General features: G+C 63.7%; 19 protein-coding genes and 1 tRNA gene. 1 reads left to right on the forward strand and 19 read right to left on the reverse strand.

Annotated features, from left to right (window positions below):
• Positions 1 to 30: 30 nt before the first annotated feature.
• The 15 genes from nuoH to QCE83_RS08635 all read right to left on the reverse strand — a co-directional run bounded on the left by nuoH (position 31) and on the right by QCE83_RS08635 (position 15,543).
• Positions 31 to 1,095, reverse strand: a complete 1,065-nt coding sequence (gene nuoH, locus QCE83_RS08565; RefSeq protein ID WP_309808709.1) for an NADH-quinone oxidoreductase subunit NuoH — start codon at positions 1,093 to 1,095, stop codon at positions 31 to 33.
• Positions 1,096 to 3,435 carry an NADH-quinone oxidoreductase subunit NuoG gene (nuoG, locus tag QCE83_RS08570; protein WP_309808711.1) on the reverse strand — a complete coding sequence of 780 codons (2,340 nt, stop codon included), beginning with the start codon at positions 3,433 to 3,435 and terminating at the stop codon, positions 1,096 to 1,098.
• A gap of 52 nt (positions 3,436 to 3,487) precedes the next feature.
• Entirely contained in the window at positions 3,488 to 4,807 is a 1,320-nt protein-coding gene (nuoF, locus tag QCE83_RS08575) for an NADH-quinone oxidoreductase subunit NuoF (protein WP_309808713.1), read from the reverse strand.
• The gene (nuoE, locus tag QCE83_RS08580; RefSeq protein WP_309808715.1) at positions 4,804 to 5,289 is read right to left on the reverse strand and encodes an NADH-quinone oxidoreductase subunit NuoE; all 486 of its coding nucleotides are present in this window, start codon (positions 5,287 to 5,289) and stop codon (positions 4,804 to 4,806) included. The genes nuoF and nuoE overlap by 4 nt, the downstream gene beginning before the upstream one ends.
• 153 nt (positions 5,290 to 5,442) lie before the next feature.
• Positions 5,443 to 6,696, reverse strand: a complete 1,254-nt coding sequence (locus QCE83_RS08585) for an NADH-quinone oxidoreductase subunit D (protein WP_309808716.1) — start codon at positions 6,694 to 6,696, stop codon at positions 5,443 to 5,445.
• 9 nt (positions 6,697 to 6,705) lie between these two features.
• Complete coding sequence (locus QCE83_RS08590; RefSeq protein ID WP_309808718.1) at positions 6,706 to 7,308, reverse strand: NADH-quinone oxidoreductase subunit C; 603 nt, start codon at positions 7,306 to 7,308, stop codon at positions 6,706 to 6,708.
• Between the two features lie 20 nt (positions 7,309 to 7,328).
• On the reverse strand, positions 7,329 to 7,808 hold the full coding sequence (locus tag QCE83_RS08595; protein WP_076786425.1) for an NADH-quinone oxidoreductase subunit B family protein: 480 nt from the start codon (positions 7,806 to 7,808) through the stop codon (positions 7,329 to 7,331).
• A gap of 61 nt (positions 7,809 to 7,869) precedes the next feature.
• Positions 7,870 to 8,229, reverse strand: coding sequence for an NADH-quinone oxidoreductase subunit A (locus QCE83_RS08600; protein ID WP_309808724.1), 360 nt, complete (start codon positions 8,227 to 8,229; stop codon positions 7,870 to 7,872).
• Between the two features lie 213 nt (positions 8,230 to 8,442).
• A tRNA-Leu gene (locus tag QCE83_RS08605) sits at positions 8,443 to 8,527 on the reverse strand.
• A 137-nt stretch (positions 8,528 to 8,664) separates the two neighbouring features.
• On the reverse strand, positions 8,665 to 9,051 hold the full coding sequence (gene secG / locus QCE83_RS08610; RefSeq protein ID WP_309808727.1) for a preprotein translocase subunit SecG: 387 nt from the start codon (positions 9,049 to 9,051) through the stop codon (positions 8,665 to 8,667).
• 100 nt (positions 9,052 to 9,151) lie between these two features.
• On the reverse strand, positions 9,152 to 9,925 hold the full coding sequence (gene tpiA, locus QCE83_RS08615) for a triose-phosphate isomerase (protein ID WP_309808729.1): 774 nt from the start codon (positions 9,923 to 9,925) through the stop codon (positions 9,152 to 9,154).
• Positions 9,926 to 10,110: 185 nt separating this feature from the next.
• Positions 10,111 to 11,127 (reverse strand): NAD(P)H-quinone oxidoreductase, encoded by a 1,017-nt coding sequence (locus QCE83_RS08620; RefSeq protein ID WP_309808731.1) that lies wholly within the window; start codon positions 11,125 to 11,127, stop codon positions 10,111 to 10,113.
• Between the two features lie 203 nt (positions 11,128 to 11,330).
• Positions 11,331 to 13,469 carry a polyribonucleotide nucleotidyltransferase gene (gene pnp / locus QCE83_RS08625; RefSeq protein ID WP_404984347.1) on the reverse strand — a complete coding sequence of 713 codons (2,139 nt, stop codon included), beginning with the start codon at positions 13,467 to 13,469 and terminating at the stop codon, positions 11,331 to 11,333.
• A 353-nt stretch (positions 13,470 to 13,822) separates the two neighbouring features.
• A complete protein-coding gene (gene rpsO / locus QCE83_RS08630) occupies positions 13,823 to 14,092 on the reverse strand; it encodes a 30S ribosomal protein S15 (protein ID WP_309808735.1) in 270 nt (89 codons plus the stop codon).
• A gap of 161 nt (positions 14,093 to 14,253) precedes the next feature.
• Complete coding sequence (locus QCE83_RS08635; RefSeq protein ID WP_309808737.1) at positions 14,254 to 15,543, reverse strand: branched-chain amino acid ABC transporter substrate-binding protein; 1,290 nt, start codon at positions 15,541 to 15,543, stop codon at positions 14,254 to 14,256.
• A gap of 198 nt (positions 15,544 to 15,741) precedes the next feature.
• Here QCE83_RS08635 and QCE83_RS08640 point away from each other — a divergent pair, with 198 nt between their 5' ends.
• Positions 15,742 to 16,257 (forward strand): hypothetical protein, encoded by a 516-nt coding sequence (locus QCE83_RS08640; protein WP_309808739.1) that lies wholly within the window; start codon positions 15,742 to 15,744, stop codon positions 16,255 to 16,257.
• Positions 16,258 to 16,350: 93 nt separating this feature from the next.
• Here the strand turns inward: QCE83_RS08640 and QCE83_RS08645 are convergent, their stop codons facing one another.
• The 4 genes from QCE83_RS08645 to QCE83_RS08660 form a co-directional block, all read right to left on the reverse strand.
• Positions 16,351 to 17,895: a 2-isopropylmalate synthase gene (locus QCE83_RS08645; RefSeq protein WP_309808741.1), complete on the reverse strand. Its 1,545-nt coding sequence runs from the start codon at positions 17,893 to 17,895 to the stop codon at positions 16,351 to 16,353.
• A gap of 361 nt (positions 17,896 to 18,256) precedes the next feature.
• Positions 18,257 to 18,913, reverse strand: coding sequence for a C40 family peptidase (locus tag QCE83_RS08650; RefSeq protein ID WP_309808744.1), 657 nt, complete (start codon positions 18,911 to 18,913; stop codon positions 18,257 to 18,259).
• A gap of 146 nt (positions 18,914 to 19,059) precedes the next feature.
• Positions 19,060 to 20,658: a dipeptide ABC transporter ATP-binding protein gene (locus tag QCE83_RS08655; RefSeq protein ID WP_309808748.1), complete on the reverse strand. Its 1,599-nt coding sequence runs from the start codon at positions 20,656 to 20,658 to the stop codon at positions 19,060 to 19,062.
• Complete coding sequence (locus tag QCE83_RS08660; protein WP_309808749.1) at positions 20,655 to 21,776, reverse strand: ABC transporter permease; 1,122 nt, start codon at positions 21,774 to 21,776, stop codon at positions 20,655 to 20,657. Before QCE83_RS08660 ends, QCE83_RS08655 begins: the two co-directional genes overlap by 4 nt.
• Position 21,777: the final 1 nt, after the last annotated feature.

Consider the following 21,777-nt stretch of genomic DNA (forward strand, 5'->3'; position numbering starts at 1 on the left):
GTCCTGCGCTCTTTTGCTGGCTTCGTCCGACTACTTCCAGATGTTGAGCGGCGACATGATCCAGAAACCGACCACGACCACCCAGATCACCGACACCGGCAGGAACACCTTCCAGCCCAGACGCATGATCTGGTCGTAGCGGTAACGCGGAAACGTCGCGCGCGCCCAGATGAACACCGACAGCAGCAGGAAAACCTTGAAGGCGAACCAGAATACGCCCGGAATGAACGACAGGAAGCCGAACGGCGCATCCCAGCCGCCGAGGAACAGCGTCGTCGCGATGGCCGAGATCACGATCATGTTGATGTACTCGGCCAGGAAGAACAGCGCGAACGCCATGCCGGAGTAATCGATCATGTGGCCCGCGACGATTTCCGATTCGCCTTCCACCACGTCGAACGGGTGACGGTTCGTTTCGGCAATGCCCGAGATGAAGTACACGACGAACATCGGCAGGAGCGGCAGCCAGTTCCACGACAGGAAGTTGACGCCCCAGCCCGCGAACATGCCGCGCTGCTGCGAGTGCACGATGTCCGACATGTTCAGCGTGCCGGCCACCATCAGCACCACGACCAGCGCGAAGCCCATCGAGATTTCGTAGGACACCATCTGCGCCGCCGCGCGCATCGCGCCGAGGAACGCGTACTTCGAGTTCGACGCCCAGCCCGCCAGGATCACGCCGTACACGCCGATCGACGAGATCGCCATCACGTACAGCAGACCCGCGTTGATGTCGCCCAGCACCGCCTTCGCCTGGAACGGGATCACCGCCCACACCGCGAACGCGGGCACCACGGTCATGATCGGCGCGATCATGTAGATCCACTTGCTGGCGGCGGTCGGCTGAATCACTTCCTTCAGCAGAAGCTTCAGCACGTCCGCGATCGGCTGCAGCAGACCGGCGGGACCGACACGGTTCGGGCCAAGACGTACGTGCATCCAGCCGATGAGCTTGCGTTCCCAGAGAATCAGGTACGCCACGCACAGCAGGATGACCACCGAAACCACCAGGATGCGGACCACCGCCCACACCGTCGGCCATGCGACGCCGAGAAGCTGCGTGCCGCCTGCGTTGATCGTATCGAACAAGCCCATTTACGCCTTCTCCACTACCAGTTCACCGAACAGGCCGCCGAGCGCGGCGCCAGCCGTCGTGCCCGCGGACACGCGGACCACCGATTCCGCCAGGTTCGCATCGCGGACCGCCGGCAGCGTCACCGACAGGTTGCCCTGCTTGATGCGCACCGCTTCGCCGTCCTTGAGGCCGAGCTTGTCGAACAGCGCGGTCGGCAGGCCCGCGACGTTCGCGTCACGCGCAGCCGCCGTCAGATGCAGCGACGGGGCGCGGCGCACGAGTGCGTCGGCGTGATAGATCGGCACATCGGCGAGACGCTGCAGGCCGCTGCCGTTCAGCGCGACGTTCGATGCCGCACGCGTCGCCGCCACCGAGGTCTTGTTCGACAGACGCGCGGTGAGGTCGCCCGTACCGAGCGCCGCGACGCGCACTTCTTCCGCCGTATCGAATTCGAAGCCCGACAGGCCCAGGATCGTGCCCAGCACGCGCAGGACCTTCCAGCCCGGACGCGTGTCGCCCAGCGCGCGCACGACGCCGTTGAACGACTGGGCCGTGCCTTCCGCGTTGACGAAGGTGCCCGATGTTTCCGTGTGCGGCGCGACCGGCAGCAGCACGTCCGCGTAGTCCATGCCGTGCTTGAACGGCGACATCACGACAACCATTTCCGCAGCCTTCAGCGCGGCGATGGCCTGCGCCGGATTGGCCGTATCGAATTCCGGCTCGGCGTGCAGCAGCACGTAGCCCTTGCGCGGCTGTTCGAACACTTCGCGGGCGTTGAGACCGCCCTCGCCCGGCACGGCATCGACGAGATACGCGCCGACCGAGTTCGCGCCTTCCGTGAGGAAGCCGAGCGTGGCGCCGGTGTTGTCGGCGATCCACTGCGCAGCTGCCTGGATCTGTGCGAAGTCCGGATGCTGGACCGCAACGTTGCCGAGCAGCACGACGCGCTGTTCGCCCGCCGACAGGGAAGCCGCCACGTCCTTCGCCGCCGCCGATACTTCGCGGCCCGCGAACGCGTCCGGCAGCGCGACGCCGCGCGCTTCCGCCACGGCTGCCGCGATGCCCGCGAGTTGATCGAGCCACGCCGACGGCGCCGCGACCAGGCGATGCGCGGTCGGGATCAGCGAGTCGTCGTTGCTGGCGTTGAGGAAGGTGATCTTCGCGCCGCTCTTCGCGGCCTGACGCAGGCGCGCGGCGAACAGCGGATGATCGCGGCGCAGGAACGAGCCGATCACGAATGCCGTGTCGATCAACGACAGATCGGCGATCTTCGTGCCGAGCCACGGTGCGCCGACGCCGACCGGCGCCGAGAAATCATGCTGGCGCAGACGGAAGTCCACGTTCGGCGTACCGACGCCTTCAGCCAGCGCCTTCAGCAGGTGCAGTTCCTCGACCGTGCTGTGCGGCGTGGCCAGCGCAGCGATGGCGTTCGCGCCATGATCCGCCTGGATGCCCTTCAGGCCCTTCGCCACGTATTCGAGCGCGGTCTGCCAGTCGGTTTCGATCCAGTTGCCGCCTTGCTTGAGCATCGGCGTGGTGAGACGTTCTTCGCTGTTCAGGCCTTCGTACGAGAAGCGGTCCTTGTCCGAGATCCAGCATTCGTTGATGGCTTCGTTTTCCATCGGCAGAACGCGCATCACGCGGTTGTTCTTCACCTGCACCACCAGGTTCGCGCCGACGGAATCATGCGGGCTCACCGACTTGCGGCGCGACAGTTCCCAAGTACGGGCGCTGTAGCGGAACGGCTTGCTCGTGAGCGCGCCGACCGGGCACAGGTCGATCATGTTGCCCGACAGTTCCGAGTCCACCGTCTTGCCGACGAAGGACGTGATTTCCGAATGCTCGCCGCGGCCCAGCATGCCGAGCTCCATCACGCCGGCCACTTCCTGGCCGAAGCGCACGCAGCGCGTGCAGTGGATGCAGCGCGACATCTCTTCCATCGAGATGAGCGGACCGACGTTCTTGTGGAACACCACGCGCTTTTCTTCGCTGTAGCGCGACTGCGACTTGCCGTAACCGACGGCCAGATCCTGCAGCTGGCATTCGCCGCCCTGATCGCAGATCGGGCAGTCGAGCGGGTGGTTGATCAGCAGGAATTCCATCACCGACTGCTGGGCCTTCACGGCCTTGTCGGAGGTCGTGCGCACGACCATGCCGTTCGACACGGGCGTCGCGCAGGCCGGAACGGCCTTCGGCATCTTTTCGATCTCGACCAGGCACATCCGGCAGTTCGCCGCGATCGAAAGCTTCTTGTGATAGCAGAAGTGAGGAATGTACGTGTCGACCTTGTGCGCAGCCTGGATCACCATGCTGCCTTCGGGCACCTCGACCGTCTTGCCGTCAATTTCTAGTTCAACCATGATGGGGAATGGTCCTCAACCTCTTGTCTCGCGCATCTGACTGCGCGCCTGATTACGCGGTCAGCGCTTCGGACGGCGCGTGCGCATGTCCGCCGACAACACAGTGCTTGTGCTCGACGTGGTATTCGAATTCGTCCCAGAAGTGCTTGAGCATGCCGCGCACGGGCATCGCCGCTGCGTCGCCCAGCGCGCAGATGGTGCGGCCCATGATGTTCTCGGCGACCGAGTTCAGCAGATCCAGATCTTCCTTGCGGCCCAGCCCGTGCTCGATCCGATGCACCACGCGATACAGCCAGCCGGTGCCTTCGCGGCACGGCGTGCACTGCCCGCACGACTCTTCATAGTAGAAGTACGACAGGCGCAGCAGCGAGCGCACCATGCAGCGCGTTTCGTTCATCACGATCACCGCGCCCGAACCCAGCATGGAGCCGGCCTTGGCGATGGAATCGTAGTCCATGTCGGTGGCGAGCATCATGTCGCCCGGCACCACCGGCGCCGACGATCCGCCCGGAATCACCGCCTTGATCTTCTCGCCGCGCACGCCGCCGGCCAGTTCCATCAGCTTTGAGAACGGCGTGCCGAGCGGAATCTCGTAGTTGCCCGGACGATTCACGTCGCCCGAGACGGAGAAGATCTTCGTGCCGCCGTTGTTCGGCTTGCCGAGCTCGAGGTAATTCTGCGGGCCGATTTCCAGCAGGAACGGCACGGCCGCAAAGGTCTCGGTGTTGTTGATCGTGGTCGGCTTGCCATACACGCCGAAGCTCGCCGGGAACGGCGGCTTGAAGCGCGGCTGGCCCTTCTTGCCTTCCAGCGATTCGAGCAGCGCGGTTTCTTCGCCGCAGATGTACGCGCCATAGCCATGGTGCGCATACAGTTCGAACGAGAAGCCCGAGCCCAGGATGTTCGCGCCGAGATAACCGGCCTGGCGCGCTTCTTCCAGCGCGGCCTCGAACACGCGGTAGACCTCGAAGATCTCGCCGTGAATGTAGTTGTAGCCGACCGTGATGCCCATTGCGTACGCGCCGATGGCCATGCCTTCGATCAGCGAATGCGGGTTCCAGCGCAGGATGTCGCGGTCCTTGAACGTGCCCGGCTCGCCTTCGTCCGAGTTGCAGACGAGATACTTCTGCCCCGGGAACTGACGCGGCATGAAGCTCCACTTCAGGCCGGTCGGAAAGCCCGCGCCGCCGCGGCCGCGCAGACCCGACGCCTTGACGTCGGCGATCACCTGCTCCGGCGGAATCTTCTCTTCCAGGATGCGGCGCAGCTGCTTGTAGCCGCCGCGCGCGACGTAGTCTTCGAGATGCCAGTTCTCGCCATTGAGGCCGGCGAGGATCAGCGGCTTGATGTGCCGATCGTGGAGTGACGTCATTTCGAAAGTTCCTCGAGCAACTGGTCGATCTTCTCGCGGCTCATGAAGCTGCACATGCGATGGTTGTTCACGAGCATCACCGGTGCGTCGCCGCACGCGCCGAAGCACTCGCCTTCCTTCAGCGTGAACTTGCCGTCGGCCGTGGTTTCGCCGAAATCGATTCCCAGCTTCTGCTTCAGATACTCGGCCGCGCTGTCGGAACCGCCGGCCGGCCCGCGCGGGCACGGCAGAATCGTGCAGAGCGTGACCTTGTGCTTGCCGACCGGCCTGAGCTCGTACATCGTGTAGAACGTCGCGACTTCCTGCACGGCGACAGGCGGCATGCTCAGGTAGTCCGCCACGAACTGCATGAGTTCGGGCGAGAGCCAACCATGCTCTTCCTGGGCGACCGCGAGCGCTGCCATCACCGCCGACTGCTTTTGCTCGGCGGGATATTTCGCGACTGCGCGATCGATTTCTTTCAGGCCTTCAGCTGAGATCATTTTCAGACACGACTCTTTCAATTCCTACCGAACGAAAACCCGCCGCGCCCTTCACGTTGCGGCAGACCTGGCGTTCCCGCGGATTCCTGTTATTGCACTCGCGTTTTCATGCGCGGCGGCTCGACGAGCGCGCCGCTCACGCGGCAAGGGAGATCAGCGATCGATCTCGCCGAACACGATGTCCTGCGTACCGATGATCGTCACGGCGTCGGCGATCATATGGCCGCGCGCCATTTCGTCGAGCGATGCGAGATGCGCATAGCCCGGCGCGCGAATCTTGAGACGATACGGCTTGTTGGCGCCGTCCGAGATCAGATAGATGCCGAACTCGCCCTTCGGATGCTCCACGGCCGCGTACGTCTCGCCTTCCGGCACGTGGAAACCTTCGGTGAAGAGCTTGAAGTGGTGAATCAGCTCTTCCATGTTGCTCTTCATGCCGACGCGCGACGGCGGCGCAACCTTGTGATTATCGACCATCACAGGGCCGGGATTCTTGCGCAGCCACGCAATGCACTGTTTGGCGATGCGGACCGACTGGCGCATTTCTTCCACGCGCACCAGATAACGGTCGTAGCAATCGCCGTTCACGCCGACGGGAATGTCGAAGTCCAGCTGGTCATACACTTCGTACGGCTGCTTCTTGCGCAGATCCCACTCGATGCCCGAGCCGCGCAGCATCGCGCCGGACAGGCCCATCTGCAACGCGCGCTCCGGGCTCACCACGCCGATGCCCACGAGACGCTGCTTCCAGATGCGGTTGTCGGTGAGGAGCGTTTCGTACTCGTCGACGCAACCCGGGAAACGGTTGAAGAAGTCTTCGATGAAGTCAAGCAACGAGCCCTGGCGGTTCTCGTTCATCCTGTCGAGCGCCTTCGCGTTGCGGATCTTCGATGCCTTGTATTGCGGCATCGCATCCGGCAGGTCGCGATAGACACCGCCCGGGCGATAGTACGCCGCGTGCATGCGCGCGCCGGACACCGCCTCGTAGACGTCCATCAGGTCTTCGCGCTCGCGGAACGCGTACAGGAACACCGCCATCGCGCCGACGTCGAGCGCGTGCGAGCCGATCCACATCAGGTGGTTCAGCACGCGCGTGATTTCGTCGAACAGCACGCGGATGTACTTGGCGCGCACCGGGACGTCGATGCCCAGCAGCTTCTCGATCGCCATCACATAGCCGTGCTCGTTGACCATCATCGACACGTAGTCGAGACGGTCCATGTACGGCACGGACTGGATGAAGGTCTTGGTTTCGGCGAGCTTCTCGGTCGCGCGATGCAGCAGACCGATGTGCGGGTCGGCGCGCTGGATCACTTCGCCGTCGAGTTCGAGCACGAGGCGCAGCACGCCGTGCGCTGCCGGGTGCTGCGGGCCGAAATTCAGCGTGTAGTTCTTGATCTCTGCCATGGCGCTCTCTTAATGTTTCAGACCGCCATAGCGATCTTCGCGAATCACGCGCGGCGTGATTTCGCGCGGTTCGATCGTCACAGGCTGATACACCACGCGCTTCTCTTCCGGGTCGTAGCGCATTTCCACGTAGCCGGACACCGGGAAGTCCTTGCGGAACGGATGGCCGATGAAGCCATAGTCCGTCAGGATACGGCGCAGGTCGGGGTGGCCTTCGAACACGATGCCGTAGAGGTCGAACGCTTCGCGCTCGTACCAGTTCGACGAGGTCCAGATGTCGACCACCGAAGGCACGATGGGCACTTCGTCGTCCGGGGCGAACACGCGCACACGCACGCGCCAGTTGTTCGACACGGAAAGCAGATGGCTGACGGCGGCGAAGCGCGGGCCGTCGTAGGCGCCGTCGCCGTAGGTGGAATAGTCCACGCCGGAGAGGTCCATGAGCTGCTCGAAGCGCAGCGACGGATCATCGCGCAGCTGCTTGCAGACTTCCAGGTAGTTCGACGCCTTGACGACGATCGTCACTTGCCCGAGCGACTCCGTAATGCTCTGGAGACGGCCGCCAAACGCCGTCTCGAGGTTCGCTTTGAGGGTCTCGAGTTTGCTTGCCATAGTTGGGGAGACTCAGGCCCTTAACTACGGGCGATGGTGTTGGTGCGGCGAATCTTCGCCTGCAACTGGATCACGCCGTAGACCAGCGCTTCGGCGGTCGGAGGACAGCCGGGGACGTAGACATCCACCGGCACGATCCGGTCGCAACCGCGCACGACGGAATACGAATAGTGGTAGTAGCCGCCGCCGTTCGCGCACGAGCCCATGGAGATGACCCAGCGCGGCTCGGCCATCTGGTCGTACACCTTGCGCAGCGCGGGCGCCATCTTGTTGCACAGCGTGCCGGCAACGATCATGACGTCGGACTGACGCGGACTCGGGCGGAACACGACGCCGAAGCGGTCCAGGTCATAGCGGGCCGCGCCCGCGTGCATCATCTCGACCGCGCAGCAGGCGAGGCCGAACGTCATCGGCCACAGCGAGCCGGTGCGCGTCCAGTTGATCAGCTTGTCAGCCGTGGTGGTGACAAAGCCTTCCTTCAAGACCCCTTCGATACTCATTTCTTGTCCACTCCAGATGAGCTGCCAGCCAAAGCCGCCCATGAATCCGGTGATCTAACCGTCATTCCCAGTCGAGCCCGCCCTTTCTCCAGATGTAGGCGAAGCCGAGCAAAAATTCGAGCAGGAAAATCATCATCGCGATGAAGCCCGGCCAGCCGATCTCGCGCAGGGACACACCCCACGGAAACAGGAACGCAGTCTCAAGGTCGAAAATGATGAAAAGAATTGCGACGAGATAGTAACGCACATCGAACTTCATCCGCGCGTCTTCGAACGCTTCGAAGCCGCACTCGTAAGGCGCGTTTTTTTCGGTGTCGGGCTTGTTGGGACCGAGGATCTTGCCAATGCTGACCAACGCTATACCTAAACCAAGGCCCACCAGAAGAAACAAGAAGACGGGGTAATAGGGTGCGAGGTTCAAGGCTATCCTCTGTTCGGTAGAGATGGTCTGTTATTGATTGAGCGCCTCAGCCGGGACAAACCACCCGACAGGGGATTCACTTGGGACCGCTCACGATATCAGCACACTGTGACAGTCGCCTCATGGCGAGCACCACCGCCTCAGAACCGTAAGGGTACTCCAGAAGTGACAATGCCAGCCGAAGCGATGCATGCGGCTGGCATTGGATAACTTTGGTGCCGACGGCGAGACTCGAACTCGCACAGCTTTCGCCACTACCCCCTCAAGATAGCGTGTCTACCAATTTCACCACGTCGGCACTGTACTGCAATCCGGGAAAACTACTTCTTAATTGCCGCGAATCGCTTCAAGACTTGAATTATAACTGGCCCTTCGGAATTGTTCAACGCACAAAATGCAGATTTCGCGAGAAATTTGTTTTGGCGTTCGAGCCGATTATTTCGGTACGTCGTTGCCTGGTGCGGACGAAGCGGCGGCAGGTGCAGCACCCGAAGCAGCCGGCGTGGAAGCAGCGCCCGAGGCCGGAACCGCAGCCGAAGCAGCCATCGGCGCGTCACCCAGCAGACCCGCGGACGCCTGCGGCTTGTAGCTGCCGAGATAGGTCAGCGCCAGCGTCGTCACGAAGAATACGGCGGCGAGGACGGCCGTCGTACGCGAAAGAAAATTCGCTGATCCGGTTGCGCCGAACAGGCTGCCCGACGAACCGCTGCCGAACGCCGCGCCCATGTCGGCGCCCTTGCCGTGCTGCAGCAATACGAGTCCGATAACGCCCAGCGCCGACAACAATTGGACGACGATAATCAATGTCTTCAAATACAGCATTTCAACTCACCCGATTCCTGATGTTTCAGTGACACTTGCGTGTCGCAATTGACTTCCCTGATCCGCCCTGCACGCTTGCCGACACCTGCTTGTCGACACCTTATTGCAAGGCGGTTTGCGCAGCCTGGCAGATCGCCAGAAAATCCTTCGACTTCAACGATGCGCCGCCGATCAGGCCGCCGTCGATGTCGCCTTGTGCAAACAATTCCCGCGCATTGTCCGGCTTGACGCTGCCGCCGTACAGCAGCAACGCGTTGGCCACTCCTGCGCCCTTCTCCTGCAGCTTGCGGCGCAGGAATGCATGAACCGCCTGCGCCTGCTCCGGCTGCGCGGTCTTGCCGGTACCGATGGCCCAGACCGGCTCATAAGCCACCACGATGCCCGCCGCCTGCTCTTCGCTCAGCAGCGCCAGCACGGCGTCCAGCTGCGTGCCGATGACCTGTTCCGTCGCGCCCGACTCGCGCTCTTCCAGCGTTTCGCCGACACAGACGATGGGCACGAGGCCCGCCTCGATGGCGCGCTGCGTTTTCGCGCCGACGAGTTCCGGGCTTTCGCGATGATACGCGCGACGCTCCGAATGACCCACGATTGCATACGTGACGCCGAAGTCCACTGCCATTTCCGCCGCGACTTCGCCGGTATAGGCGCCGCCGGCATGCGCCGACACATCCTGCACGCCCCACTTCACCACGGAGCCGCCCAGCAGCGCCTGCGATTGCGCGAGATAAGGGCACGGTACGCACACGCCCACGCGCACGTCCTTCTGCAAAGCCGATGCTCCGGCAGCTACTTCGGTCAGCAGGGCCGCGTTCTCACCGATGCGACCATGCATCTTCCAGTTGCCTACCACCAGTTTCGCTCGTTGTCTGGACATAAGTCTCGTCGATCGGCGGCGGCTTGCCGGATACGCTTGACCGGTGAACCGGAACAGCCGCCCTGTTATTGGAATGAAACCTTTACGAATCGCAAACTGCCTGCAAAACAGGCGATTTTACTGTGATCCGACGAAACCGGTCAAACCGGCAAAAGTGCCCTGCATCATCAGCACGTCGCGGAACGTCACGACGCCTCGCGCCAGTCGAGCATGATCTTGCCGACATGCGTGCTGCTTTCCATCAGCGTGTGCGCGGCCGCAGCTTCAGCGGCCGGAAACACCTGATGGATGACCGGCTTGATGCGCCCCGCCTCGATCTCCGGCCAGACGCGCTCCTTCAGCTTCGCTGCGAGCTTCGCCTTGAACGCGACCGGACGCGGCCGCAGCGTCGAACCCGTGATGACCAGCCGGCGCCGCAGGATATCGTTCAGATTGATCTCGGCCTTCGCGCCGCCAAGCAGCGCGATCACGCAGACACGGCCGCCGTCGGCGAGCGCCTTGAGTTCGCGCGGCAGATAGTCGCCGGCCACCATGTCGAGAATCACGTCGACGCCACGGTCGTTGGTCAGCGACTTCACCACTTCGACAAAATCTTCCGTCTTGTAGTTGATCGCCCGCTCCGCGCCGAGCGCTTCGCACGCGCGGCATTTTTCATCGGTGCCGGCTGTCGCGAACACGCGAAACCCGAGCGCCTTCGCGATCTGGATGGCCGTCACGCCGATACCGCTCGATCCGCCCTGCACCAGCAGCGTCTCTTCCTCGCCGTTCTCGCCCGCGCCGAGATGCGCACGCTCGAATACGTTGCTCCACACGGTGAAGAAGGTTTCCGGCAGCGATGCAGCCTCGATGTCGGACAGGCCCGCCGGCACCGGCAGACATTGTTCGAGCGGCGCGACCGCGTATTCGGCATAACCGCCGCCCGCGAGCAGCGCGCAGACGCGATCGCCCTTCTTCAGACCGAACGGATTGTGCTTCGGATCGAAGTCGCCATCGACGATCTCGCCCGCCACTTCCAGCCCCGGCAGGTCCGACGCGCCTGGCGGCGGCGCATACGCGCCCTTGCGCTGCAGGACATCCGGACGGTTCACGCCCGACGCCGACACCTTGATGAGCACTTCGTTCTTGCCGGGCGCGGGCTGCGGGCGCTCGCCCAGCTTCAAGACTTCGGGCGCGCCAAACTCGGTGATTTCGATGGCTTTCATGACCTCTCCCCTGGAACCCGTGATCGCGCTCGGAATGATTCGAACCGGATAACACTGTGCGCGCTGAAGCAATCGATACTCCCGGACTCGCACGTCACACTGTGATCCAGTCCAACGACGCATCCGCTCTCATGCCACGGACACGCGTCAGACAAGAAAACGGCCGGCTCGCGCATGCGGCCGGCCGTCAACACATTACCGCATTACTGCTGCGGCTGCGTCGGTTCCGCGGGCTGGGCGGCTTCGTTCAGCAAAGCCTTCGCCGACAGGCGCACGCGGCCCTTCTCGTCCGTCTGGATGACCTTGACCTTCACGACTTGGCCTTCCTTCAGATAGTCGTTGATGTCCTTCACGCGCTCGTTGACGATCTCCGAGATATGCAGCAGACCGTCCTTGCCCGGCAGGATGTTCACGATCGCGCCGAAGTCGAGCAGCTTGAGCACCGGGCCTTCGTAGATCTGGCCCACTTCCACTTCGGCCGTGATGTTCTCGATGCGCTTCTTCGCCTCGGCCATGCCTTCGCTCGACGTGCTCGCGATGGTCACGACGCCGTCGTCGGAGATGTCGATGGTCGTGCCGGTTTCTTCCGTCAGCGCGCGGATCACCGAACCGCCCTTGCCGATCACGTCGCGGATCTTCTCCGGATTGATCTTGATGGTGATCATGCGCGGCGCGTAGTCCGACAGTTCCGTGTTCGTGCTCGGCACCGCCGCGGTCATCTTGCCGAGGATGTGCATGCGGCCTTCCTTCGCCTGCGCGAGCGCGACCTGCATGATTTCCTTCGTGATGCCCTGGATCTTGATGTCCATCTGCAGCGCGGTCACGCCTTGCGCCGTGCCGGCCACCTTGAAGTCCATGTCGCCGAGGTGATCTTCGTCGCCGAGGATGTCGGTCAGCACGGCGAACTTGTTGTCCTCGAGGATCAGGCCCATCGCGATGCCCGCGACGTGCGCCTTCATCGGCACGCCGGCGTCCATCAGCGCGAGGCAGCCGCCGCACACCGAAGCCATCGACGACGAACCGTTCGATTCCGTGATTTCCGACACCACGCGAATGGAGTAGCCGAACTCGTCCGGACCCGGCAGGCACGCGACCAGCGCGCGCTTGGCCAGACGGCCATGGCCGATTTCACGGCGCTTCGGCGAGCCGACGCGGCCCGTTTCGCCCGTCGCGAACGGCGGCATGTTGTAGTGGAGCATGAAGCGCTCGCGGTATTCGCCTTCGAGCGCGTCGATGTTCTGCTCGTCGCCCTTCGTGCCCAGCGTCGCGACGACCAGCGCCTGCGTCTCGCCGCGCGTGAACAGCGCCGAGCCGTGCGTGCGCGGCAGGACGCCCGTGCGGATTTCGATCGGACGGACGGTGCGCGTGTCGCGGCCGTCGATGCGCGGCTCGCCGTTCAGGATCTGCGTGCGGACGATCTTCGCTTCGATGTCGAACAGGACGTTGCCGACGGTGGCCTTGTCGGCCGCCACGGTGCCGCTTGCAGCGGCATCCTGTTCCAGCTTCGCCGAGGCCGCTGCGTACACTTCCTTCAGCTTGGCCGAGCGCGCCGACTTGTCGCGCAGTTGATAAGCGGCTTCGAGTTCCGGCTTGGCGATTTCGGTGACGCGCGCGATCAGCGCTTCGTTCTTCGGCGCGGGCGCCCAGTCCCACTCCGGCTTGCCGCCTTCGCGCACGAGTTCGTGAATGGCGTCGATGGCCGTCTGCATCTGCTCGTGGCCGAACACGACCGCGCCGAGCATGACTTCTTCGGACAGCTGCTGGGCTTCGGATTCGACCATCAGCACCGCGCGTTCCGTGCCCGCGACCACCAGGTCCAGCGCCGATTCCTTCATCTGCGGGCGCGTCGGGTTCAGCACGTACTCGTTGTTGATGTAGGCGACGCGCGCGGCGCCGACCGGACCGTTGAACGGCAGGCCCGACACGGCGAGCGCGGCGGAGGCGCCGATCAGCGCGGGGATGTCGGCGGGGATTTCCGGGTTCAGCGACAGGACGTGGATCACGACCTGCACTTCGTTATAGAAGCCTTCCGGGAACAGCGGGCGCAGCGGGCGGTCGATCAGGCGCGAAATCAGCGTTTCGCCTTCCGACGGACGGCCTTCGCGGCGGAAGAAGCCGCCCGGGATCTTGCCGGCGGCGTAGGTCTTCTCGAGGTAATCGACGGTCAGCGGGAAGAAGTCCTGACCCGGCTTGGCGCTCTTCGCGCCGACGACGGTGGCCAGCACCACGGTGTCTTCCACGTCGACGATCACGGCGCCGCTCGCCTGACGGGCGATCTCGCCCGTTTCGAGACGGACGTTATGCTGGCCCCACTTGAATTCCTTGACGATCTTATTGAACATTTCCACTCCTTATACGTTGCGCCAGCGTCCCTTGACGCTGGCGGGACGATCCCAAGCCGCGCGTAAGAGGTGTGTTATGCCATTCCAGCGCGGTACGTCGCGCTTCGATCGCGCGGCGTGCCGCGCTGGAATGACACAAAGCTCTGCCGCGAGGCCGGACCGGGTGTCGAACCGGATGGAGCATCCGGGTAAAGCATGTGTACTGCCGAAATCATCCGCCTGGATGTGTCGCGCGCGGTTAAGCGATCGAACACCACTTCACGGCCAGACCGTACAAAAACAAAGTGCCTGTATCAGCGGACTGACACAGGCACTCTGTTTCAAAGGCGGCTATGAAGCCACATATGCGCCAATTACTTGCGCAGACCCAGCTTCTCGATCAGCGAGCGGTAGCGGTCCGCGTCCTTGCCCTTCAGGTAGTCGAGCAGCTTGCGGCGACGGCTCACCATGCGCAGCAGACCGCGGCGGCTGTGGTGATCCTTCGAGTGCGACTTGAAGTGGGAAGTGAGTTCGTTGATGCGGCTCGTGAGCAGTGCGACTTGCACTTCGGGGGAGCCGGTGTCGTTGGCGCCGCGCGCGTATTCGGCGACGATGTCGGATTTCTTGATTTCTGCTACGGACATTTGCTTTTCCTTTGATACAGACAGGCGGTCACGGAAGAAAGGCCGTGCCGTGGGGTTACGGGTTTCATGTTTCGCTTCGTCTTCGTGTAGCCCGCCGGTAAGGGAAGGCTGACTGAAGGCGAAGCGCGGAGTATAGCACAGGCGCGCGCCGCCCACGACCTTCAGCGGTCCGGGCGTGTCATCCGGCAGGTGGTCGGTTGGGCGGTCTTGTCAGCCGGGATGGCGAGCAGCGTCCGGAAACCGTAGCCCGAGCCCTCGTTGTCCAGCTTCACGCCTGCCGTGCCGGCGCGGTCCATCTCCATGACATACAGGGGCTGGATCAGCTGGTGATCGGCGGCGCGCATCGTCGACGGATGGAAATCCTCGCCGTCGAACTTCATGCCTTCCAGCGCGCGCGCCACCGCCAACGGATCGGCGCTGCCCGCACGCGTCATCGCCGCCGCCAGCATTTCCACCATCAGCGGCATGCGGGCCACCAGGTAGTCGTCGGCGGCCGCGGGATAGCGCGTGCGGAACGCGCGGTAATACGCATCCGATGCCGCGCCGCCCACGTTCGGATGCCAGTCCGCCACCGCGATCACGCGCTTCACGCCGGCATCACCGAGCGCGGTCGGCGCACCCAGGCTGTTGCCGTAGAAGGTGTAGAACTTCGTGTCGAGGCCTTGTTCGCGCGCGGCCTTCACCAGCAGCGTGAGATCGTTGCCCCAGTTGCCGGTGATGACCGCGTCCGCCCCGCTCGCGCGGATTTTCGCGATGTAGGGCGCGAAATCCTTGACACGCCCGATCGGATGAAACTCGTCGCCCGCAATCGCGATATCCGGCCGGCGCTCTTTCAAGGCGCGCTGCGCCTCGCGGCTCACGTCGTGACCGAAGCTGTAGTCCTGGTTCAGCAAATACACCTTCTTGACCGCGCGATCGTCCTTCAGCGCGTCTGCGAGCGCGTCCATGCGCATGCCGGCGTGGGCATCGAAGCGGAAGTGCCAGAAACTGCAGGCATCGTTGGTGAGCGCGGGGTCGTCGGCGGAATAGTTGAGGAACAGCACGCGATGTTGCGGATCGCGCGCGTTCTGCCGGTCGATCGCCGCCACCAGCGCCGCCGCCACCGCCGAACTGTTGCCCTGCATCACGAAGCCGACGCCGTCGTCGATTGCCGCGCGCAATTGCACGAGGCTCGCTTCGCTGCCGCCCTTGCCGTCGAGCACGACCAGTTGCAGCGGATGCCGGCCGTCGGCGAGCTGGACGCCGCCCTGCGCGTTCACCCGTTCGACCCCGAACTGCAAATTGCGCTCGACCATCGCGCCGGCGTTGGCAAACGAGCCCGACATGCCCTCGATCATCGCGAGCTTGATCGGCGCGGGGCCGGCAGCGTTCGCCCCCTGCACGCCGATCAGGCATGCCCATGCCGCCACGCACAGCCATCGCGCCCCGCGCGCGCCGATTCGATTCTTCATGCCTGCCGCCGATTCGCTGAAAGCGCGGATCATAGGCCGTCACGTCCGCGCCGCGCAAGTGCGTCATTGCCGACAGATCGGCCCGGATGCCGCCGCGTCGCGGAGCGTGATTCAGCGCCCGCGCATGTCAGAATCACGGAAAAGATCGAATGAACGATCCTCGCCATCGAGAGGATCTCCACATGCCGGAGGCTTGCCATGCCGTATCCCCTCTTTCGCCTGCGCGCCCTGTTGGCGGGCGCGGGCGCCGCGCTCCTGCTGTCCGCCTGTGCCCAGCCGTGGCAGAACTATCAGGCGGGCGCGGATGCATCGACGATCACCGCGCGCCTCGGCCCGCCGCGCGAAGTCTACGACCTGCCGAGCGGCGGCAAACGCCTGATGTGGCCGACGCAACCGCTCGGCGAGTTCACCACCGCCGCCGACATCGACAGTTCGGGGAAAATCGTCAGCGTGCGCCAGGTGCTCGACGAGAACGAGTTCTACAAGGCGCAGATCGGCACCTGGACGAAGGCGGACGTGCTGCTGAATTTCGGCCGGCCGGTCGAAACCTCGTACTTTCCGTTGATGAAACGCCAGGTCTGGACGTATCGCTACATGGAGGCAAACATCTGGTACCTGATGTACAACTTCTATTTCGACGATCAGGGCATCCTGCGCATGACGCAGAAAACGCCTGACCCGCTGCACGATCCGGACCGGCGCAACATGTTCTGAGCGTCTGCCTGCCGTTAGCGCACGAGCAACGAAAAAGCCCTCTCGCGAGGGCTTTTTCATGTCCGCGAGACGTGGGGGAATGACGTGCCGGAATCAGAGCTGCGGGTTGAGCTTCTCGACCTTCGAGTGCAGCTTGTTCAACGCGGCCAGATAAGCCTTCGCCGACGCCGCGACGATATCCGGATCCGTGCCCACGCCGTTCACGATGCGCCCGCTCTTCGACAGACGCACCGTCACTTCGCCTTGTGCCTGCGTGCCGGTGGTGATGGCGTTGACCGAATACAGGACGAGTTCCGCACCGCTGTCCACCTTCGATTCGATCGCGTGCAGCGTCGCGTCCACCGGACCGTTGCCGCGCGCTTCGCCCGTGACCTCGGCGCCTTCCACCGCGAACACGACCTTGGCCTGCGGCTGCTCGCCCGTCTCGGAATGCTGCTTCAGCGACACGAAGCGGAAATGCTCCTTTGCCTGCGCCTCGGCGGATTCCTCGGAGACGATCTGCATGATGTCTTCGTCGAAGATCTCGGCCTTGCGGTCCGCGAGTTCCTTGAAGCGCGCGAACGCGGCGTTCACCTCGCCTTCGGACTCCAGTTGCACGCCCAGTTCTTCGAGACGCTGCTTGAACGCGTTGCGGCCCGACAGCTTGCCGAGCACGATCTTGTTCGCGGCCCAGCCCACGTCTTCCGCGCGCATGATTTCGTAGGTGTCGCGCGCCTTCAGCACGCCGTCCTGGTGGATGCCCGACGCGTGCGCGAACGCGTTCGCGCCGACCACCGCCTTGTTCGGCTGCACGACGAAGCCGGTGATCTGGGAAACGAGCTTCGAGGTCGGCACGATCTGCGACGTGTCGATGCCGAGATCCAGACCGAAGTAGTCCTTGCGCGTCTTGACCGACATCACGATCTCTTCGAGCGACGTATTGCCCGCGCGCTCGCCGAGACCGTTGATCGTGCATTCCACCTGACGCGCGCCGCCGATCTGCACGCCGGCCAGCGAATTGGCGACGGCCATGCCGAGGTCGTCGTGGCAGTGCACCGACCAGACCGCCTTGTCGGAATTGGGCACGCGTTCGCGCAGCGTCTTGACGAGATTGCCATACAGCTCGGGCACGCCGTAACCGACCGTGTCCGCGATGTTGATGGTGCGCGCGCCTTCATCGATGACCGCTTCGAGGACGCGGCAGAGATAGTCGATGTCGGAGCGGCTGCCGTCTTCCGGCGAGAACTCGACGTCGTCGGTGAACTTGCGGGCGAAACGCACGGCAAGACGCGCCTGGTCGTACACCTGCTCCGGCGTCATGCGCAGCTTCTTCTCCATGTGCAGCGCCGACGTGGCAATGAACGTGTGAATGCGGAACTGGCCGGCGGGCTTGAGGGCGTCGGCGGCGCGCTGGATGTCCTTGTCGTTGGCCCGGGCCAGCGAGCAGACCGTGCTGTCCTTCACGAGCGAGGCGATGGTGTGGATGGCGTCGAAATCGCCGTTCGAGCTGGCCGCGAAGCCCGCCTCGATGATGTCCACCTTCATGCGCTCCAGTTGCTTCGCGATGCGGATCTTCTCTTCCTTCGTCATCGACGCGCCGGGGGACTGCTCGCCATCACGCAAGGTGGTGTCGAAGATGATCAACTTGTCTGCTGCCATGTTGGGCTCCAGTGGGGAGATTGTTTAAGTGTTGGAAATGACGCGCGGAAATGCAAAAGGGAATTCGGGTGTTCGCGCCACCGCTGGCGTCGAAAACCTGACAGGACGAGCAGACGGGAGGCGAGAAAGATCAGCGCGGTAGGCGCGCTAGTAGCGATAGTGCGCGTAGCGACGCACCAGCTTGGACCGACAGGAAGGGAAACAGGAAAAAACGCATTCAAAAACTATAACGGCTTTCCGAAGCGCGTGCAATGAGGCGTTCCGTTCGCTGAATCTCAAGGGCTGAATCTCAAGGCCGCCAAAAACAAAAAGCCTGCGTCCAGTCAGGAGGCAGGCTTTCGATTTTCCTTCACAGCGGCTATCAATAACCGCCGATGCTCGCGCTCACTCGCTGACGCAGTTCGGAACCGTCGCCGACTTGCGCGTTGTCGATCCGGCGCGCGCCCTGGAAACGCTTCTCCCAGTAGCCGTCTTCCATGTCGTCGACGCGGATCGTGCTGCCGGTGGACGGCGAGTGCACGAACTTGTTGTCGCCAATATAGATGCCCACGTGCGAGAACGAGCGGCGCATCGTGTTGAAGAAGACGAGATCGCCGGGTTTCAGATCCGATACGCGGACCTTCTCGCCGACGCGGCTCATTTCTTCGGCGCGGCGCGGCAGCGTCATGCCGAGCGTGTCCTGGAACACGTAGCGGACGAAGCCGCTGCAATCGAGGCCGGAATCCGGCGAATTGCCGCCCCAGCGATAACGCACGCCGATCATGTTGAGCGCGCCGACGACGACGTCGCCGGCCTTGCTCGCCATGCCCGACAGAAACGACTTCGCGGCGCCCTGGCTGCTGGCGGCGTCGGTGTTTGCGGTGTCGGTGGATCTGGAGGAGAAGATGCCGTTGCCGGCATTCTGGCTGCTACTGCTGACTTCGTCGGCGAACGCGCCGGAAGTTGCTGTCATCAGGAGGCCGATCAACATGCCCGCGGCGGCGCGCGCGCATGTCTGAGTCAACGATAGTGGCTGCATCGGTCGGTAGGTTTTACAATTAAAAGCTGTTAAATCAGGGAGATAGCAGAAAGTTTGGAAGGATACTAGCCACAAAGTATTTACCTGTCAAAAGAAATAGAAAAATACAATTGAGACGGGCACCCAATTGGTGAAAAAGAAAGATTTTAGGATTCGAGGGCCGCGCTCAGAAGCTTTCGCGTGTATTCGTCGGAGGGGTTCGAAAAAATCTTCTCTACCTCGCCCGACTCCACGATAAAACCATTTCGCATCACCGCGACGCGATGTGCCATCGCGCCGATCACCTGTAAGTCGTGGCTAATAAAGACGTAGCCCAGGTTGTGCTTCTTCTGAATGTCGGCGAGCAGCGCCAGGACTTGAGTCTGGATCGACACGTCGAGGGCGCTGGTGGGCTCGTCGAGGATCAGGATGCTCGGTTCGAGCACCAGCGCGCGGGCGATCGCGATGCGCTGCCGCTGGCCGCCCGAAAACTCGTGCGGATAGCGCGTGAGCGCCGAGCGCTCCATGCCGACTTCCCGCAACACCGCCACGACCCGCGCCCGGCGCGCGGCGGCGTCCAGTTCCGGCCGATGCAGCGCCAGCCCCTCGCCGACGATCCGCTCGACGGTCTGGCGCGGCGACAGCGAGCTGAACGGATCCTGAAACACCACTTGCAGATTCGAGCGCAGCGCGGTCTGTTCGCGCCCCTGGAACTCACTGAGCGCGCGGCCCTGGAACTGCACCGCGCCGTGCGAGATGCGTTGCAGGCCGAGCAGCGCCATCGCCAGGGTGGACTTGCCGGAGCCCGATTCCCCGACGATCCCGAGCGTCTCGCCCTGCCGCACCGTCAGCGTGACGTCGTCGACGGCCTTGAAGCGGCCGCGCCGGAACCAGCCTTGCAAGCCCGGCAGGCGCGTCGGGTAAGCGACGGAGACGTTCTTCGCATCGAGCAGGACCGGCGCGATCGGCAGCACCGGCAGCACGTTGCGCTTCGGCTTGCTGGCCAGCAGCCGCTGGGTGTACGGATGCTGCGGCGACGCGAAGATGCTTTCGACCGTGCCGCTCTCGACCAGCACGCCCTTCTCCATCACCGCGACACGCTCCGCGAAGCGCCTGACGAGATTCAGGTCGTGCGTGATCAGCAGCACCGCCATGCCGCGCTGCTGGGCTTCGTCGCGCTGCAGTTCGAGCAGCAATTCGACGATCTGCGCGCGGATCGTCACGTCGAGCGCCGTCGTGGGCTCGTCGGCGAGGAGGAGGCGCGGACGGCACGCGAGCGCCATCGCGATCATCACGCGCTGGCGCTGGCCGCCCGACAACTGATGCGGATAGCTGTCCACGCGCCGCTCGGGCTCCGTGATGCCGGTGCGCGCGAGCAGTGCGATCGCGCGGCGGCGCGCCTCGCGCGGCGTAGTGCCGTCGTGCAGCTGGATCGTCTCGCCGATCTGGTCGCCCACCGTGTAGAGCGGATTGAGCGCCGTCATCGGCTCCTGGAAGATCATCGCGATGTCGGAGCCGCGCAGGCCGCGCATCGCGCGCTCGCTCTTGTCGAGCAGCTCTTCGCCGGCGAAGCGGATCGAGCCGGACAGTTCGGCTTCGCGCAGCAGCCGCAGGATGGACAGCGCCGTGACGCTCTTGCCCGAACCCGATTCGCCGACCAGCGCCACGCGTTCGCCCGCGTGGATGTCGAGATTGACGCCGTCGACGGCCAGCGTGTCGCCGAAACGCACGCGCAGGTCCTTGATGGACAACAGGGGTTCGTTCACTGCCCGCCTCCGGCTTTCACGGCATCGGCGATTCGCGTGTCGAGCGCGTTGCGCAGCGCGTCGCCCATGAAGGTCAGCAGGAGCAGCGTCGCGACCAGCACGCCGAAGGTGGACAGCGAGATCCACCAGGCATCGAGATTGGCCTTGCCTTGCGCGAGCAGCTCGCCGAGCGACGGCGTCGGCGACGGCACGCCCAGCCCGAGAAAGTCGAGGCTCGTCAGCGCAAGAATGGCGCCGCTCATGCGGAACGGCAGGAACGTGATGACCGGCGTGAGACTGTTGGGCAAGACGTGACGCCAGATGATCTGCCAGTTCGACAGGCCCATCGCGCGGGCGGCGCGTACGTAATCCTGCGTGCGGTTGCGCAGGAACTCGGCGCGCACGTAGTCCGACAAACCGATCCAGCCGAACAGCGACAGGAGGATGATCAAGAGGATCAGGCTCGGCTCGAAGATCGACGCGAAGATGATGAGCAGGTAAAGCTCGGGCAATGCGCTCCAGACTTCGATGAGCCGCTGCCCGGTGATGTCAATGCGCCCGCCGAAATAGCCCTGCACCGCACCGGCGACGACGCCCAGCAGCGTGCCGATCGCCGTCAGCACGAGCGCGAACAGCACCGACACGCGAAAGCCGTACACGAGCCGCGCGAACACGTCGCGGCCGCGGTCGTCGGTGCCGAGCCAGTTCTCGCGCGACGGCGGCGCCGGATTCGAGCCCTTCGAGAAGTAGTTGAGCGTGTCGTAGTAGTAGTGATTCGGCGGATAGATCGCGAAGTTGCCCGGCGCGCTGAAGCGGTCGCGCACGTAGGGATCGAGATAATCGGCGGGCGTGGGGAAGTCGCCGCCGAAGGTGGTCTCCGCGTAGGTCTTCACGAGCGGAAAGTAGAGATGCCCCTGATAGCGCACGACGAGCGGCTTGTCGTTCGACCACAGCGGCCCGGCGAGGCTGATGACGAACGCCACGACGAACACGACGAGGCTCCAGTAGCCCAGCCGGTTGCGCTTGAAGCGCTGCCACACGCGCCGTCCGGGCGGGATGGACTTTTCGAAGCTGAGCGGCTGGGCGTCGCTGCCGTGCGCGTCGCGCCGCGAGGAGCGGGATGAAGCGGCTCGATTCAAA

The organism is Caballeronia sp. LZ034LL, from assembly GCF_031451215.1.
GTDB lineage: Bacteria > Pseudomonadota > Gammaproteobacteria > Burkholderiales > Burkholderiaceae > Caballeronia.

Excerpts from the sequence above, each read along its gene's own strand:
- nuoH (WP_309808709.1), bottom strand. The coding sequence starts at position 1,095 with ATGGGCTTGTTCGATACGATCAACGCAGGCGGCACGCAGCTTCTCGGC.
- nuoF (WP_309808713.1), bottom strand. The coding sequence starts at position 4,807 with ATGACGTCACTCCACGATCGGCACATCAAGCCGCTGATCCTCGCCGGC.
- QCE83_RS08585 (WP_309808716.1), bottom strand. The coding sequence starts at position 6,696 with ATGGCAGAGATCAAGAACTACACGCTGAATTTCGGCCCGCAGCACCCG.
- QCE83_RS08650 (WP_309808744.1), bottom strand. The coding sequence starts at position 18,913 with ATGCAGCCACTATCGTTGACTCAGACATGCGCGCGCGCCGCCGCGGGC.
- rpsO (WP_309808735.1), bottom strand. The coding sequence starts at position 14,092 with ATGTCCGTAGCAGAAATCAAGAAATCCGACATCGTCGCCGAATACGCG.
- secG (WP_309808727.1), bottom strand. The coding sequence starts at position 9,051 with ATGCTGTATTTGAAGACATTGATTATCGTCGTCCAATTGTTGTCGGCG.
- QCE83_RS08590 (WP_309808718.1), bottom strand. The coding sequence starts at position 7,308 with ATGGCAAGCAAACTCGAGACCCTCAAAGCGAACCTCGAGACGGCGTTT.
- nuoE (WP_309808715.1), bottom strand. The coding sequence starts at position 5,289 with ATGATCTCAGCTGAAGGCCTGAAAGAAATCGATCGCGCAGTCGCGAAA.
- pnp (WP_404984347.1), bottom strand. The coding sequence starts at position 13,469 with ATGTTCAATAAGATCGTCAAGGAATTCAAGTGGGGCCAGCATAACGTC.
- QCE83_RS08635 (WP_309808737.1), bottom strand. The coding sequence starts at position 15,543 with ATGAAGAATCGAATCGGCGCGCGCGGGGCGCGATGGCTGTGCGTGGCG.
- QCE83_RS08620 (WP_309808731.1), bottom strand. The coding sequence starts at position 11,127 with ATGAAAGCCATCGAAATCACCGAGTTTGGCGCGCCCGAAGTCTTGAAG.
- QCE83_RS08595 (WP_076786425.1), bottom strand. The coding sequence starts at position 7,808 with ATGAGTATCGAAGGGGTCTTGAAGGAAGGCTTTGTCACCACCACGGCT.
- tpiA (WP_309808729.1), bottom strand. The coding sequence starts at position 9,925 with ATGTCCAGACAACGAGCGAAACTGGTGGTAGGCAACTGGAAGATGCAT.
- QCE83_RS08640 (WP_309808739.1), top strand. The coding sequence starts at position 15,742 with ATGCCGTATCCCCTCTTTCGCCTGCGCGCCCTGTTGGCGGGCGCGGGC.
- nuoG (WP_309808711.1), bottom strand. The coding sequence starts at position 3,435 with ATGGTTGAACTAGAAATTGACGGCAAGACGGTCGAGGTGCCCGAAGGC.
- QCE83_RS08645 (WP_309808741.1), bottom strand. The coding sequence starts at position 17,895 with ATGGCAGCAGACAAGTTGATCATCTTCGACACCACCTTGCGTGATGGC.